We start from the raw sequence: 15,273 nt of genomic DNA, 5'->3' as shown, positions 1-15,273 counted from the left end.
GGCTTGGGCAATGATTCGTAGGTACACAAGCTAGATAAGCTACACAAGGTACGCGAGTACAAATACAGGGTACAGGGCGGAAAGCAGCATGACGTACGCGGTGAAGGAAATTTTCTACACGTTGCAAGGCGAGGGCGCGAATGCCGGGCGCCCGGCCGTGTTTTGCCGCTTCGCCGGCTGCAACCTTTGGTCCGGGCGCGAGGAAGATCGCGCCGAAGCCGTATGCCGCTTCTGCGACACGGACTTCGTCGGCACCGATGGTGAGAATGGCGGCAAGTACCGCAGCGCCGAAGAGCTCGTGCAGATGATCGCGTCGCAATGGCCGCAAGGCGAAGGTCAGCGCTTTGTCGTGTGTACCGGGGGTGAGCCTATGCTGCAGATCGACCAGCCGCTCGTCGACGCGTTGCATGCGGCCGGCTTTGAAATTGCCATTGAAACGAACGGCTCGTTGCCGGTGCTCGAAACGATCGACTGGATTTGCGTGAGCCCGAAGGCCGATGCGCCGCTCGTCGTCACGAAAGGCAATGAACTCAAGGTCGTGATTCCGCAGGACAACCAGCGTCTGTCCGACTATGCGAAGCTCGACTTCCAGTATTTCCTCGTCCAGCCGATGGACGGCCCGTCGCGCGACATCAACACCAGGCTCGCAATCGACTGGTGCAAACGCCATCCGCAATGGCGCCTGTCTATGCAGACCCACAAGTATCTGAACATTCCCTGATTTGCCGTGCTGACGATTACACGAAAACTCGAATTCGACGCGGGTCACCGCATTCCCGATCACCGTAGCCAGTGCCGCAATCTGCATGGTCATCGCTACGTGCTCGAAATCACGCTGCAAGGCGATCTGGTCGACACCGAAGGCGCGCCAGACCGCGGCATGGTGATGGACTTCGCCGACGTGAAGTCGCTCGCGGTCCAACATCTCGTCGACAAGTGGGATCATGCGTTCCTCGTCTACGAAGGCGACTCGCAGGTGCGCGGCTTTCTCGAAACCATGGCGGGCCACAAGACAGTCGTGCTCGATCGCATTCCGACTGTGGAGAATCTTGCGGCCGTCGCGTTCGAGGTACTCGCCAACGTGTACGACGCGCACTACGGCGTAAATCTGCGGCTGCATAAGGTGCGCCTGTACGAAACGCCGAATTGCTGGGCCGACGTGGTCCGCGACTAACGCCTGTATCGCCGCGCGGCCCAGCCGCCGCGTTATTGTCACGGTATGATCGCTCCATAACCACACGGAGCGAGACATGCCGGTTACAGCATTGCGCCGCAGCAGGTACACAAGCCGCCCGTTTCCGGGCGAGGCGGTGTGCCTGAACCATTCGACGGGCGCACTCGCCCGCGGCTCGTGCAAGGACCCGCACCGCTCGTGCAAAGACGGTTTCCAAACGCACGGAGCGCGGCCATGAGCACCTTCACCAACCCCCTGAAGCAACGTCTGAAAGAGGCCGATCCGCTGTTCGGGCTTTGGCTGTCGCTCGGCAGCGATGCCGCCGCGGAGGCGCTCGCGCATGCCGGCTTCGACTGGCTGCTGATCGACATGGAACACGCGCCGAACGACAGCGGCGACGTGACCTCGCAACTGCGGGCGATTGCCGCCGCCCATCTGCCGAGCGAACCCGTGGTGCGTCTGCCGGCTCGCGAGCCGTGGCTTGTGAAGCGGGTGATGGACGCTGGCGCGCGCACGCTGATGTTTCCTAACATCGAGTCCGCTGAAGAGGCGGCGCATGCTGTCCGTCTCACGCAATATCCGAGCGCGGAGTCCGTCGATGGTCTGCGGGGTGTCGCGGGCGTCGTGCGCGCTGCCGCATACGGCATGCGGCGCGACTACGTGCAAACGGCCAACGCGCAGATTGCCACCATCGTGCAGATCGAGTCCGCGCGCGGCCTCGATGAAGTGGAAAAGATCGCGGCGACGCCGGGCGTCGACTGCCTGTTCGTCGGCCCCGCCGATCTTGCCGCGAGTCTCGGCCATCTCGGGGATTCGAAGCATGCCGATGTGCAGGCCGCCATGGCGCGCATCGTCAGCGCCGCTGACAAGGCCGGTATTGCCGCCGGCATTTTTTCGATGGATGCCGCGAGCGCAAGACAGCATCGCGACGCCGGTTTTCGTTTTATCGCTCTGGCCGCCGACGTCATGTGGATGTTGCGCGCAACCCGCCAGGCGTTGCAGGAGGTAAGAGCATGAAGTGGCTGAGGCAAGGCGTCGTCGCGCGGGTGGCCGTGGCGGCGGCATTGATGACGGGCATGGCGGCGCACGCGCAGGATCGCGTCGCGAAATCGAACGACCCCGAAACGCAAACTGCGGTCGCCGACTACAACGCCGGCAATATGACGGCGGCGCTGTCCGAATTTCGCAAAGCGGCCCAGCGCGGCAGCCGCCTCGCACAATTCAATTACGCGATGATGCTGCTCAATGGCGAAGGCACGGCAGCCAACGTCGACGAAGGCAAGAAGTGGCTGCGCAAGGCCGCCGACGCGAACATGTCGCACGCGCAATATGTGTACGGCAAGATGTATGACGATGGCGAGTTCGTCGGGCGCGATCCGGTGGAAGCGCACCGCTGGTTTCTGAAAGCGGCGCAACAGGGACACGTGCAGGCCGAGCTCGCGCTCGCCAATCAGTTTCTCGATGGCCGCGGCACCGATCGCGACAACAAGCAGGCGTTCCTCTGGTACAAGAAGGCCGCGGAAGGCGGCGACATGACCGCGCAATACGTGACCGGCTCTTTCTACGAGCGCGGCGGCGACGGCGTGGACAGGAACCTCAACGTGGCGCGGGCTTACTATGCAGCGGCTGCGGCGCAGGGCGATCCGGCGGCGCGGCTCAAGTATCAGCAACTGAGTTCGCAGTTGCGCGATCAGAAGGAAGTGAAACCTCAGTAAGCGAAAAGGGCGCATCTGACGAGGCGCCCCTTTGGTTTTGCACGCGCGCCGCGCGATGCGTCGGTACTAGCTCTGCATCAAGCGTTTTTGCCGCGCGACGCTCATGATGAGGCCGATTGCGACACCGAGTGTCGTGAGCGCAGTGCCCCCGTAGCTCATGAACGGCAGCGGCACGCCGACCACCGGCAAGATGCCGCTCACCATGCCGATGTTGACAAACGCATACGTGAAGAATGCCATGGTCAACGCGCCGGCCAGCAGGCGCCCGAACAGCGTCGCGCCGTTGGCTGCAATGTATAGCCCGCGCGCGATGAGCAACATGTAGAGCGTCAGCAGCACGATGCCGCCCGCGAGACCGAATTCCTCGGAGAACACGGCGAAGATGAAGTCAGTATGCTTCTCCGGGATGAACTCCAGATGCGCCTGCGTGCCCTTGAGCCAGCCTTTGCCGAGCGGGCCGCCGGAGCCGATTGCAATCACCGCCTGAATGGTGTGAAAACCCTTGCCGAGCGGATCGGACGTCGGGTCGAGCAGTGTGCAGATGCGGTGCTTCTGGTAGTCGTGCATCAGCGGCCATTGAACGTCCGGCTGACAGATCTTGTCCTGGAACGCCGCGACAGAAGCCACTGCGATCACGCCGGCAATCAGCACCGGCACGATCAGTTTGAAACTCAGGCCCGCGAAGTAAATCACGAAGAAGCCCGCAGCGAAGACCAGCACCGCGGTGCCGAGGTCGGGCTGCTTGGCGATCAGACCCACCGGCACCGCGAGAATCAGCAGCCCCACCAGGAAGTCGTACCAACGCATCACGCCCTCGCGCCGCTGGTAGTACCAGGCGAGCATGAGCGGCGTCGCGATCTTCATGATTTCGGATGGCTGAATGACCACGCCCACGTTGATCCAGCGTTTCGCGCCCTTGCGCGTGAGGCCGAACAATGCCACGGCGACCAGTAACGCAATGCCGAACGTATAGAGCGGAACCGCGAAGCGCATTAGCGTGGTCGGCGGAACATTGGCGAGCGCCCACATCAGCACGAACGTCAGCATGATGTTGCGCAACTGGTCTTCCACGCGGCCCGGTACGTCCAGGCTCGCGCTGTACAAGGTGACAAGGCCCACGCACAGCAGCAGGAATACGATCAGTGCGAGCGGACGGTCGAAGCCCGCGAACATCCGCTTGATGCGGTCGAGCCAGGCGCGCTTGTCGAATTGCATGCCTTTCTCCTTATTCGTCGATGCCGCCGGAAACCGGCTGACGTGGCGACGCGGGCTCGGTGCCGCTATCGCGCGATGGTTGCGGGCCCCCGTTGCTTGCAGGGCGTGCGGCGGCCGCGGGCGCAGGTGCGCTCGCCGGGCGTGGCAGGCGTGGCGCGCCGGATTTGCGCGGGGTCGCGTGGTCGGCCGCCGAGGCTGACGCGGTCGCTGGCGTGCTGGCGGCGGCAGCCGATGCCGGCTGCTTGCGCGCCGCTGATGGACCCGCCACAGCAGCGGGCGCTCTGGATGTCGTTGCGGCGGCGGAAGACGCGACGCTTGCCGTGCCAGTTGGCCCCGACGCGCGATTCGCTGGCGGCGCAGCCGCAGCAGCCGAGGCCCCCGCAGCCGAAGAAGCCGCCGCCGCCGAAGCAGCAGTTGCGGCAGACGCCGCCCCCGGCATAGGCAGCGCGGTAAAGCCCGCGGCGATCTTGACCGGCTGCGTCGCTTCCTGCGGCGCGGGCGCAGCGCCGACTTCCGGCGCGGACGCGTCCTGAGTGGCCGAAGCCGCCGCCGCCACAGCCGCCGCCTCGGCGCCCGGCTTGTTCTTGCCGACGAGGTAGTAGTCGAGCACCTTGCGCGCGATCGGGCCGGCCGCCTCCGCGCCCCAGCCGCCGTTCTCGACGATCAGCGCGAGCGCGATCTTCGGTTGATCGGCCGGCGCGAAGGCGATGAAAAGCGCGTGGTCGCGCAGATGCTCGGCGATCGCGTGACCCTTGTAGTTCGCGCCCTGCAGCGAGTAGACCTGCGCCGTGCCGGTCTTGCCCGCCGCCAGGTACGGCGCGCCGATGAATACCTTCGACGCCGTGCCGTTCGTCACGACGCCTTCCATCGCACGCTTGATGATGTCGATGTCGGACTGCTTCACCGGAATCCTGTCGCTCGGATCGCGCACGACCGGGCGCGTGTCTTTGGTGATTGGATTTTCGATGTCGCGCACGAGGTGCGGTTTCATCACCACGCCGTTGTTCGCGAGCGTGGCCGTGGCGTGCGCAAGTTGAAGAATGGTGAACGAGTTGTAGCCCTGGCCGATGCCCAGGCTGATCGTTTCGCCTTCGTACCACTTTTGCTGTTCGGGCTTGCGGTACGCCTTGCGCTTCCAATCCGTGGACGGCAGGATGCCGCGCGCCTCGCCGGCAATGTCGATGCCGGTGATCTGGCCGAAGCCCCATGGCTTCATGAAATTCGCGATGTTGTTCACGCCGAGATCGTGCGCGAGCATGTAGAAATACGTGTCGTTCGACACCACGATCGCGCGGTTCATGTCGACCCAACCCTGACCGGAGCGCACGTCGTTACGGAACGTGTGACCGCCGAAGGTGTATGAGCCCGGATCCTGAAAGCCCCAGCCCGGCGTGCGCTTGTGCAGCGTAAGCGCGGCGAGCGCCATGAACGGCTTGTACGTGGAACCCGGCGGATACGTGCCGTGCAGCGGTCGGTTCAGAAGCGGATGGTCGGGCGAGTTGTTCAGCTCGTCCCACGTCTGCTGATCGATACCGTCTACGAACGAATTCGGATCGAAGCTCGGCGCGGAAACGAACGCCAGCACGTCGCCGGTGGACGGCTCGATGGCGACCAGCGCGCCGCGCCGGCCCGCGAACGCCTGCTCGGCCACCTGCTGCAAGCCGATGTCGAGCGACAGCACGAGGTTATTGCCGGGCGTCGCCTGCGTGCGTGACATCGTGCGCACCGGCCGGCCGCCGGCAGTCACTTCCACTTCCTCGAAGCCGGTCTGGCCGTGCAGTTCCGTCTCGTAACTCTGCTCGACGCCGATCTTGCCGATGTAGTCGGTGCCCTTGTAGTTGTTCGCGTCCAGACGCGGGTCGTAATGCTCGGGATCGCTGTCGTTCCGATCGCTGGCGTCGTCGATGCGCTCCTGGTCGCGCTGCGAAATCCGCCCGATGTAGCCGATCACGTGCGCGGCCGTCGGGCCGAGCGGATACTGGCGGAACAGGCGCGCGCGCACTTCCACGCCGGGAAAGCGGAAGCGCTGCGCGGTGAAGCGCGCTACTTCGTCGTCGGTGAGGCGGGTGCGGATCGGCAGGCTCTCGAAATTCTTCGAATCTTCCTGCAGCTTCTTGAAACGGCGGCGGTCACGCGCGTCGATCGAAACGACGGTGGCCAGATCGTCGATCACGCTTTCGAGCGGTGCGTTGAGCTTGGAGGGGGTGATCTCGAGCGTGTATGCCGAGTAGTTCTTTGCCAGCACCACGCCGTTGCGGTCCGTGATGATGCCGCGGTTCGGCACGATCGGCGCGACGGAAATGCGGTTTTCGTCCGCCTGCAGCGAGTACTTGCTGTGGTGCCAGACCTGCAGGAACAGGAAGCGAAAGCCGATCAGCCCGAAGCAGACGAACACGAACAGACCCGCCGCGGCGACGCGCACGCGGAACTTCGAGAGCTGCTGCTGGGTGTCCTTGAATTCGGTCATGCGATTCTGCGAAAGGCCGGGCGAGGGCCATCATGAGTGTGCGCCTGATCCGGGCAAAACCGGAAGGCATGAAAAGCGATGAGCGTCGCGCGGGCAGGCAATGCCGGTTTCATGACAACTGCCTGCACGCGCGGCGCCGGATCAAATGGGCCGCGTGTCGTCGGGGTCGGCCGGGCGGCGCTGCGGCATTAGCAGCAGCACGCTGGCGACGGGCCACAGCGCGGCTTCGACAAATCCGTCGATCAGGTAGCCCCAACCGGGAAACGCCGCACCCGTCAGCAGACGGATTATGAACGGCACCAGTTGTGCAATGACGAGAAGCGGCATGACCGCGAAAGTTTGCACGCCTAGCGACATCCACAGCACGCGGCGGTGGATCGTGATCGCGCCGTACGAGAGCAGCGTGTAGGCGAGCGCATGTTCACCTAGCAGGCTCGCGTTGTGCACGTCCATTAGCAGACCGAGGAAGAAGGCAATGCCCATGCCCACTTTGCGCGGCTGGTGCACGTTCCAGAACAGCAGCACGAGCGCGACGAAATCAGGCACGCCGACAAGGCGCCCCCACGGCATCAGGTTCAGCAGGAACGCAGCGGCGAGACTGAACGCGATGAAGTACGGATTGACCGGCTGAAGGATATATTGCGGGCGGTTCATGGCTTGGCCCCCGGCGCGGTCTGCGGCTTGGCCTTTTCAGGAGCGGCGGGTTTCTTCGCTGCTGCGGATGCGGATTTCTGCTCGGTGGCCGCAGGCTTGCCGGCCGATGCCGCCTGGGCGGCCTGGCCTGCTGCATTGCTCGCGGACTTCTCGGACGGTTTCGCGGATTTGTCCGCAGCGGCCTTGCTGTCGGCCGACTTGGCGCCCTTCTTGGCCTTGCCGTCTTTCGTGGGCGTTTCCGGCTCCTCGACCGGGCGCGGCGGCAAATCGTTCACGTAATGCAGTACCAGCAGTTGACGCGCACCGCGCACGGGCGCAATCGGCAGGCAGATCACGCGCGCAAACGCGGTGTCGGCCTGCTTGTCGACCCGTACCACCTTGGCGACCGGCAAGCCCGGCGGATAGACGCCGTCGAGCCCGCTCGTGACGAGTTCGTCGCCCGTTTGCACGTCGGCGCTGATCGGCACGAAGCGCAGGTCGAGCGTGTCGCCTTTCGGCGTCCCGTAAATGACGCTGCGAAGACCCGTGCGCACGATCTGCACAGGCACGGCCTGGTCCTTGTCGGTCAGCAGCGTGACTTCGGCTTGCAGCGGGAACACGCGGGTCACCTGGCCGATCACGCCGTCTTCGTTGACTACCGGCGAGCCGTTCTGGATGCCTTGCTGCGCGCCGCGGTTGATCACCACCTTCTGCGTGAACGGATCGCGCGTGTCGTACTGGATTTCCGCGGGCAGCGATTGCGTGGTCGCACGCTGCGACAGTTGCAGCAATGCGCGCAAGTGGGCGTTTTCCGCGGAGAGTTCGGCGGCGGTATTCGCCTGCTGCGACAGTTGGAGGTTCCGGGTGCGCAGCTTCTCGTTGTCGCTGCGCAGCGTGGCGCTCGTCACAGCCAGGTCGGCGGCGCCCATGAAGACGTCGCGCGGCACCAGCGCGGCGCGCTGCAACGGATAAAGACCCGCGCCGAGCACGCCGCGAACGATTTCGAGCGTTCTGAAGCGGGCGTCGGAGATCAGCAGGGCAAGCGCCAGCACGACGAAAAACACGAGCCGCGCGAGTGCGGAAGGGCCTTGCTTGAAAAGGGGCGGCGGACTGTATTCCATGGTCGGCGCCGGGGGCGTAAGCGGTTGGGTGAGGCGGCGGCGCGCTGAAAACGCGGCTCAGCGCACGGACGCCGGGCGGCCGAGCCAATGGCAAACCGGCCCGCAGGGGGCCGTTTGCCAGATCCGCGCTACTGACATCGAACTTGCTCGCTTACTCGTACGAGAAGATGCTGCCGAGCTTGTCCATGCGCTCGAGCGCCATGCCCGAGCCGCGCACGACGCACGTGAGCGGGTCTTCCGCGACGAGCACCGGCAGACCGGTTTCCTCGGCGAGCAGGCGGTCCAGATCGCGCAGCAATGCGCCGCCGCCGGTGAGCATCATGCCGCGTTCGGCGATGTCCGCACCCAGTTCCGGCGGCGTTTGCTCGAGCGCGATCTTCACCGAAGAGACGATCTGGTTCAGCGGGTCGGTGAGCGCTTCGAGAATTTCGTTGCTGGAGATGGTGAAGCTGCGCGGAATGCCTTCCGACAGATTGCGGCCCTTCACTTCCATTTCCTTGACCTCGGAACCCGGGAAGGCGGAGCCGATTTCCTTCTTGATGGCTTCAGCTGTTTGCTCGCCGATCAGCATGCCGTAGTTGCGGCGGATATAGTTGACGATGGCTTCGTCGAACTTGTCGCCGCCCACGCGCACCGAACCCTTATAGACGATGCCGCCGAGCGAGATCACGCCGACTTCGGTCGTGCCGCCGCCGATGTCCACGACCATCGAACCGGTGGCTTCCGATACCGGCAGGCCGGCGCCGATTGCGGCGGCCATGGGTTCTTCGATGAGATACACCTGCGAGGCGCCCGCGCCGTGCGCGGCTTCCTTGATAGCGCGGCGCTCCACCTGCGTCGAGCCGCACGGCACGCAAATGATGATGCGCGGCGACGGCGAGAACATGCGCGATTCGTGAGCAGTTTTGATGAACTGCTTGATCATCTGTTCCGTAACCGTGAAGTCGGCGATCACGCCGTCTTTCATGGGGCGGATTGCTTCAATATTGCCCGGCACCTTGCCGAGCATCTGCTTGGCTTCCTTGCCGACTGCCTGAATGGTTTTCTTGCCGTTGGGTCCGCCTTCCTGGCGGATGGACACGACCGACGGTTCGTCGAGAACGATGCCCTTGCCACGCATGTAGATGAGCGTGTTGGCGGTGCCGAGGTCAATCGCCAGGTCGTTGGAGAAGTAGCTGCGCAAAAAACCGAACATTCAAAATCCTGTCTCGCTTGGGGCCGGGCCGCGCAATCTTGCGCAGGGCGGCAGCGGAAAAAATAACAGCTTCAGCCGGGCGAAGCGGCGCCACAGGAACTGAAGCTGCGAGGGAGTCTACCGGAGGCCGGTGCAAAGCCAGGCCAGAAAAATCCGAACCATCTTCACGAAATGTCCAGAAAGGCCTTGGTAAGTCGGTCCGGGTTTGGGTCGAACGCGTAATGATACCTTATAATTTTGGATGTTTTGAAGGAAACGGACGGCACTTTTTGCCGCCGCTGGCCCCTTTTTCGAGGTCTTCCTCCAGCGTCGTAACTCGCTGTCGCAGCGCTCTTTTCCTGCTGCGGCAGCCCGCCACTTTTTCCGGTGACTGCATGGCTTTGACCCTGACCGATGTTAAGCGCATCGCGCATCTCGCGCGGCTCGAACTGGCCGACGCCGACGCCGAACACACGCTTGTCCAGCTCAACGAGTTTTTCGGCCTCGTCGAGCAGATGCAGGCGGTCGACACCACGGGCATTGCGCCGCTTGCCCATCCGATCGAGCAGATCGAAGACGTCGCGCTGCGCCTGCGCGACGACGCGGTGACCGAAACCATCGAACGTGAAGCTTTCCAGCGTCCCGCGCCGGCCGTGCAGGACGGCTTGTATCTCGTGCCGAAGGTGATCGAGTAGCACGCGCAACGGCGGGTCGCGCGCAGCCTGCAAGCCGCGAGCTGCGTGATCGGCGCGCCGCCCCGCAGCCGGCTCCGGCAGGTTTTCTCGCCGCGACTTCGGCCCGGTTCGCCGGCGGGCAATCGAACGCCTCCACGGCAGCGCCCATGCGCTGCCGCGCTTTCCAGGACAACACGCAATGCATGAAAAAAGTTTGACCGAACTGCGCGCCGCGCTGGCGGCGAGGGAATGCTCCGCAGTCGAGCTGGCGCAGCTTTATCTGAAGCGCATCGACGCCGCTGCGGGCCTGAATGCGTTCATTCAGGTGGACCCCGAACTGACGCTCGCCCAGGCCAAAGCCGCGGACGCGCTGCTGCACTCTGGTCACGGCGGTCCGCTGACCGGCGTGCCGATCGCGCACAAGGACGTGTTCGTCACGAAGGGTTGGCGCTCCACCGCCGGCTCGAAAATGCTGTCGAACTACGAAAGCCCGTTCGACGCCACCGTGGTCGAGCGGCTGCAGACGGCCGGCATGGTGTGTGTCGGCAAGACCAACATGGACGAGTTCGCGATGGGCTCGTCGAACGAAAATTCGTATTTTGGTCCCGTAAAAAACCCGTGGGATCGTCAGGCGGTGCCCGGCGGCTCGTCGGGCGGCTCCGCTGCGGCCGTCGCCGCTCGCCTTGTGCCCGCGGCAACCGGTACGGATACGGGCGGCTCGATCCGTCAGCCGGCGTCGTTCTCGGGCATCACCGGCATCAAGCCGACTTACGGCCGCGTGTCGCGCTACGGCATGATCGCGTTCGCCTCGTCGCTCGACCAGGGTGGCCCAATGGCGCAAAGCGCCGCTGACTGCGCAACGCTGCTCAACGCCATGGCTGGGTTCGACAGTCGCGATTCCACCAGCCTCGTGCGCGACGACGAAGACTACACGCGCTACCTCGGCGAGCCGTGGAAGCAGGGTGACGCAGGCAAGCCGCTCGCCGGCCTGCGCATCGGCTTGCCGAAGGAGTATTTCGGCGCCGGTCTTGCAGACGACGTGCGCGCGGCCATCGACGCCGCGCTGAAACAATACGAGGCGCTTGGCGCCACGCTCGTCGAAGTGTCGCTGCCGAAAACCGAGCTGTCCATTCCCGTGTACTACGTGATCGCGCCCGCTGAGGCGTCGTCGAATCTGTCGCGCTTTGACGGCGTGCGCTTCGGCCATCGTGCCGCGGAGTACCGCGATCTGCTCGACATGTACAAGAAATCGCGCGCGGAGGGCTTCGGGCCCGAGGTAAAGCGCCGCATCATGGTCGGCGCCTACGTGCTGTCGCATGGCTACTACGACGCGTATTACCTGCAGGCGCAGAAAATTCGCCGCATCATCGCGCAAGATTTCCAGCAGGCGTTCACCCAGTGCGACGTCATCATGGGACCGGTTGCGCCTTCTGTGGCATGGGATCTTGGCGCGAAGGGCGACGATCCGGTGCAGATGTATCTCGCCGATGTCTACACGCTGTCGGTCAGCCTCGCCGGCCTGCCGGGCATGAGCGTGCCGTGCGGCTTCGGCGCGGGCGCGAACGCCCAGCGCCCGGTGGGGTTGCAGATCATCGGCAATTATTTCAATGAAGCCCGGATGCTGCAGGTGGCCGACGCGTTCCAGCGCGCGACCGACTGGCACCGCAAGGCACCGGCAGGAGTGTGAGCACCATGACCAAGCAATGGGAAGTCGTGATCGGTCTGGAGACCCACGCGCAACTGTCCACGCAATCCAAGATTTTCTCGGGCGCGCCCACGCAGTTCGGCGCCGCACCCAACACGCAGGCGTGCCCAGTCGATCTGGCCTTGCCCGGCACGTTGCCGGTCATGAACCGTGGCGCAGTGGAGCGCGCGATCCAGTTCGGGCTCGCCATTGGCGCAACGGTCGCGCCGCGCAGCATTTTCGCGCGCAAGAACTACTTCTACCCCGACCTGCCGAAGGGCTATCAGATCAGCCAGTACGAGATACCCGTCGTGCAAGGCGGGCAGGTGACGATTCAGGTGCCAGGCAACGAAAAAGCCGGCACCCAGGCGTACTCGAAGGTCGTCAATCTGACGCGCGCTCACCTCGAGGAAGATGCGGGCAAGTCGCTGCATGAAGACTTCGCGGGCATGACCGGCATCGACCTGAACCGCGCGGGCACGCCGCTGCTCGAAATCGTCACCGAGCCGGAAATGCGCAGCGCGGCTGAAGCGGTGGCTTACGCCAAGACGCTGCACACGCTCGTCACGTGGCTCGGTATTTGCGACGGCAACATGCAGGAAGGTTCATTCCGCTGCGACGCCAACGTGTCGGTGCGGCCAGTCGGCCAGGCCGAGTTCGGCACGCGCGCGGAAATCAAGAACCTGAACTCGTTCCGCTTCCTTGAAGAAGCGATCCAGTACGAGGTGCGCCGTCAGATCGAACTGATCGAAGACGGTGGCACGGTCGTCCAGGAAACGCGTCTGTACGACCCGGACCGGCGTGAGACGCGCTCCATGCGCAGCAAGGAAGACGCGCACGACTACCGCTATTTCCCCGATCCCGACCTGATGCCGCTCGTCATCGACGCGGCGTGGGTCGAGCGCGTGAAGCGCGAGATGCCGGAACTGCCGGAAGCGATCCAGCAGCGTTTTGTGTCGCAATACGGTTTGACGCCGTACGACGCGAACGTGCTCACCTCGAGCAAGGCGACGGCCGCGTATTTCGAAGCGGTGGTCGGCAAGCTCGGCGCGGCCAACGCCAAGGTCGCGGCCAACTGGGTGATGGGTGAGGTGTCGTCGCAACTGAATCGCGAAGGCCTCGAAATTGCTGAGTGTCCGGTGTCGTCCGCGCAGTTGGCACTGCTGTTGCAACGCATTGCCGACGGCACGATCTCCAACAAGATCGCCAAGGAAATTTTCCTGACGATCTGGGAAGAGAAAGCGAACGACGAGGCCGCAGCCGACCGCATTATCGAAGCAAAGGGCTTGAAGCAGATTTCGGACACGGGCGCGCTGGAGGCGATCATCGACGAGGTGCTCGCTGCGAACCAGAAGTCGGTCGAGGAATTCCGCGCCGGCAAGGAAAAGGCGTTCAACGCGCTCATCGGCCAGGCGATGAAGGCGACCAAGGGCAAGGCAAATCCGGCGCAGGTGAACGAACTGCTGAAGAAGAAGCTGAGCTGAAACTGGCCTGGCGTCAGACGGAAGCCTCACTGAAGCCCGCCTGAAGCCGGACGAAGTGCGGTTGATCGGACACAGCCGAAGCACTCACGCTTTGGTGACCGCGGGCTGTTGCCGGAAACGAAAGTTGCAGGCAACGGCCCGTTTCATTTGCGGGCCGCTTTGGCGAACCCGAACGCAGACATACGGAGCATGTGGATGGCGAAGCGACCCGAACTCGACGATTTCCGCGTGCCTTACTTCGACGGCAAGAAGAGCAAGTTCTCGCTCGACGACTTCGACCCCGCGGCGAAGCCTTTTTCCACCGGATCGAAAGATTCAGACCGTGAGCGGCTCTCCGAAATTGGCGCGGAACTCGACGTCTTTCAGGAATGTTTGCATGCGCAACGAAAGCGCCGCGTGCTGCTGGTGCTGCAAGGCATGGACACGAGCGGCAAAGACGGCACGATTCGCGCCGTGTTTCACGAAGTCGATCCGCTCGGTCTGCGTATCGCGCCGTTCAAGGCACCCACACCCGACGAACTCGCGCACGACTTCCTGTGGCGCGTGCATGCGCAGGCGCCCGCGGCTGGCGAACTGACCATCTTCAACCGCAGCCACTACGAAGACCTGCTCGTGCCGACGGTGCTGGGCAGCATCGACGCCCGTGCATTCGACGTGCGATGCCGCCACATTCGCCAGTTCGAGGAACTGCTTTCCGACAGCGAGACGGCGATCATCAAGTGCATGCTGCACATCTCGAAAGAAGAGCAGCGCGAGCGGTTGCAGGCGCGCATCGACGACCAGACCAAGCACTGGAAATTCGACGTGTCGGATCTCGACGCGCGCAAGCAGTGGGACAAATATCTGTCCGTGTATGGCGACGCGCTTGCCGCGACTTCAACGGAATACGCGCCGTGGTACGTGATTCCCGCCGACTCCAAAACGCACCGCAACCTGATGGTTGCCGAGTTGCTGCTGCGCACTTTCCGGGAACTGAAGCTCGAATTTCCGCCAGCCAAAGAATCGTTGAAAGGCGTCAAGGTCGAGTGACGTGCAGCTCGCGAGGTCGCGCTCCCGAGGCCGCGCCCGAACACGAATCAGAAACGAATCGAACGAAGACACAAAGGAACGACATGTTGCGTGTGATTACCGCTAACCTGAACGGCATCCGCTCAGCGGCAAAGAAAGGTTTTTTCGACTGGTTCGGCGAGCAGAACGCCGACGTCCTGTGCGTGCAGGAAATCAAATGTTCGCAAGACGACATGACGCCGGAATTCATGGCGCCGCACGACTTCACCGGCTATTTCCAGCACGCGGTGAAGAAGGGCTATAGCGGCGCCGGTGTCTATACGCGGCACGAGCCGGACGAGGTGGTGATCGGCTTCGGCAGCGAGGAGTTCGACCCCGAAGGGCGCTATGTCGAACTGCGCTTTGGCAAGCTGTCGATTGTGTCTGTCTACGTGCCGTCGGGGTCGAGCGGCGAGGAACGTCAGCAGGCCAAATATCGTTTCATGGACGAGTTCATGCCGCATCTCGCGGGACTCGCGCGCGAACGGGAGGTGATCGTGTGCGGCGACGTCAATATCGTCCACAAGGAAATCGACATCAAGAACTGGAAGAGCAACCAGAAGAACTCAGGCTGTCTGCCTGAAGAGCGCGCGTGGCTCACTAAACTTTTCGATGAAGTGGGTTACGTCGACGTATTCCGCACGCTGGATCAGCGGCCGGAGCAATACACGTGGTGGAGCAATCGCGGCCAGGCGTACGCGAAGAACGTAGGGTGGCGTATCGATTATCAGATTGCAACGCCTGGCATCGCCGGCAAGGCCAAGCGCACCGAGGTATTTCGCGACATCAAGTTCAGCGACCACGCGCCGCTCACCGTCGACTACGACCACGACGTGAAGAAGTGAGTTCTATGTTTGGCACCGTCGCGTGAAACTCGCGTGACGC

Annotated in this window: 14 protein-coding genes; 9 read left to right on the top strand and 5 right to left on the bottom strand. The window is 63.5% G+C overall.

What is annotated here, in order from left to right; all coding sequences use genetic code 11:
* Nucleotides 1-88: 88 nt before the first annotated feature.
* The 4 genes from queE (at nt 89) to JNB89_RS20800 (ending at nt 2,889) form a co-directional block, all read left to right on the top strand.
* Nucleotides 89-721: a 7-carboxy-7-deazaguanine synthase gene (queE, locus tag JNB89_RS20815; protein ID WP_027213828.1), complete on the top strand. Its 633-nt coding sequence runs from the start codon at nt 89-91 to the stop codon at nt 719-721.
* Between the two features lie 9 nt (nt 722-730).
* On the top strand, nt 731-1,174 hold the full coding sequence (gene queD, locus JNB89_RS20810) for a 6-carboxytetrahydropterin synthase QueD (RefSeq protein WP_085955097.1): 444 nt from the start codon (nt 731-733) through the stop codon (nt 1,172-1,174).
* Nucleotides 1,175-1,408: 234 nt separating this feature from the next.
* Entirely contained in the window at nt 1,409-2,191 is a 783-nt protein-coding gene (locus JNB89_RS20805; protein ID WP_013337731.1) for an HpcH/HpaI aldolase family protein, read from the top strand.
* A complete protein-coding gene (locus JNB89_RS20800) occupies nt 2,188-2,889 on the top strand; it encodes a tetratricopeptide repeat protein (RefSeq protein ID WP_013337732.1) in 702 nt (233 codons plus the stop codon). The genes JNB89_RS20805 and JNB89_RS20800 overlap by 4 nt, the downstream gene beginning before the upstream one ends.
* Nucleotides 2,890-2,955: 66 nt before the next feature.
* On the opposite strand, the gene rodA is transcribed toward JNB89_RS20800, so the two are convergent.
* From rodA to JNB89_RS20775, 5 genes are all read right to left on the bottom strand, one after another.
* Nucleotides 2,956-4,104: a rod shape-determining protein RodA gene (rodA, locus tag JNB89_RS20795; RefSeq protein WP_013337733.1), complete on the bottom strand. Its 1,149-nt coding sequence runs from the start codon at nt 4,102-4,104 to the stop codon at nt 2,956-2,958.
* A 10-nt stretch (nt 4,105-4,114) separates the two neighbouring features.
* A complete protein-coding gene (mrdA, locus tag JNB89_RS20790) occupies nt 4,115-6,571 on the bottom strand; it encodes a penicillin-binding protein 2 (RefSeq protein WP_220363460.1) in 2,457 nt (818 codons plus the stop codon).
* Between the two features lie 141 nt (nt 6,572-6,712).
* Nucleotides 6,713-7,225 carry a rod shape-determining protein MreD gene (gene mreD / locus JNB89_RS20785; RefSeq protein WP_013337735.1) on the bottom strand — a complete coding sequence of 171 codons (513 nt, stop codon included), beginning with the start codon at nt 7,223-7,225 and terminating at the stop codon, nt 6,713-6,715.
* The gene (gene mreC / locus JNB89_RS20780; RefSeq protein WP_220363459.1) at nt 7,222-8,325 is read right to left on the bottom strand and encodes a rod shape-determining protein MreC; all 1,104 of its coding nucleotides are present in this window, start codon (nt 8,323-8,325) and stop codon (nt 7,222-7,224) included. Before mreC ends, mreD begins: the two co-directional genes overlap by 4 nt.
* A 151-nt stretch (nt 8,326-8,476) precedes the next feature.
* Nucleotides 8,477-9,520, bottom strand: coding sequence for a rod shape-determining protein (locus JNB89_RS20775; RefSeq protein ID WP_004189550.1), 1,044 nt, complete (start codon nt 9,518-9,520; stop codon nt 8,477-8,479).
* A gap of 374 nt (nt 9,521-9,894) precedes the next feature.
* Here JNB89_RS20775 and gatC point away from each other — a divergent pair, with 374 nt between their 5' ends.
* From gatC to JNB89_RS20750, 5 genes are all read left to right on the top strand, one after another.
* The gene (gene gatC / locus JNB89_RS20770; protein ID WP_006050533.1) at nt 9,895-10,194 is read left to right on the top strand and encodes an Asp-tRNA(Asn)/Glu-tRNA(Gln) amidotransferase subunit GatC; all 300 of its coding nucleotides are present in this window, start codon (nt 9,895-9,897) and stop codon (nt 10,192-10,194) included.
* A gap of 178 nt (nt 10,195-10,372) precedes the next feature.
* Nucleotides 10,373-11,860 carry an Asp-tRNA(Asn)/Glu-tRNA(Gln) amidotransferase subunit GatA gene (gene gatA, locus JNB89_RS20765; RefSeq protein WP_218741680.1) on the top strand — a complete coding sequence of 496 codons (1,488 nt, stop codon included), beginning with the start codon at nt 10,373-10,375 and terminating at the stop codon, nt 11,858-11,860.
* A 5-nt stretch (nt 11,861-11,865) separates the two neighbouring features.
* On the top strand, nt 11,866-13,341 hold the full coding sequence (gene gatB / locus JNB89_RS20760; RefSeq protein ID WP_220363458.1) for an Asp-tRNA(Asn)/Glu-tRNA(Gln) amidotransferase subunit GatB: 1,476 nt from the start codon (nt 11,866-11,868) through the stop codon (nt 13,339-13,341).
* Nucleotides 13,342-13,536: 195 nt separating this feature from the next.
* Complete coding sequence (locus tag JNB89_RS20755; RefSeq protein WP_220363457.1) at nt 13,537-14,370, top strand: PPK2 family polyphosphate kinase; 834 nt, start codon at nt 13,537-13,539, stop codon at nt 14,368-14,370.
* An 83-nt stretch (nt 14,371-14,453) separates the two neighbouring features.
* Nucleotides 14,454-15,233 carry an exodeoxyribonuclease III gene (locus JNB89_RS20750; protein WP_013337740.1) on the top strand — a complete coding sequence of 260 codons (780 nt, stop codon included), beginning with the start codon at nt 14,454-14,456 and terminating at the stop codon, nt 15,231-15,233.
* Nucleotides 15,234-15,273: the final 40 nt, after the last annotated feature.

The organism is Paraburkholderia phenoliruptrix, assembly GCF_019511605.1.
GTDB classification, from domain to species: Bacteria; Pseudomonadota; Gammaproteobacteria; order Burkholderiales; family Burkholderiaceae; genus Paraburkholderia; species Paraburkholderia phenoliruptrix_A.
This window is presented reverse-complemented; position numbering and strand designations above follow the sequence as displayed.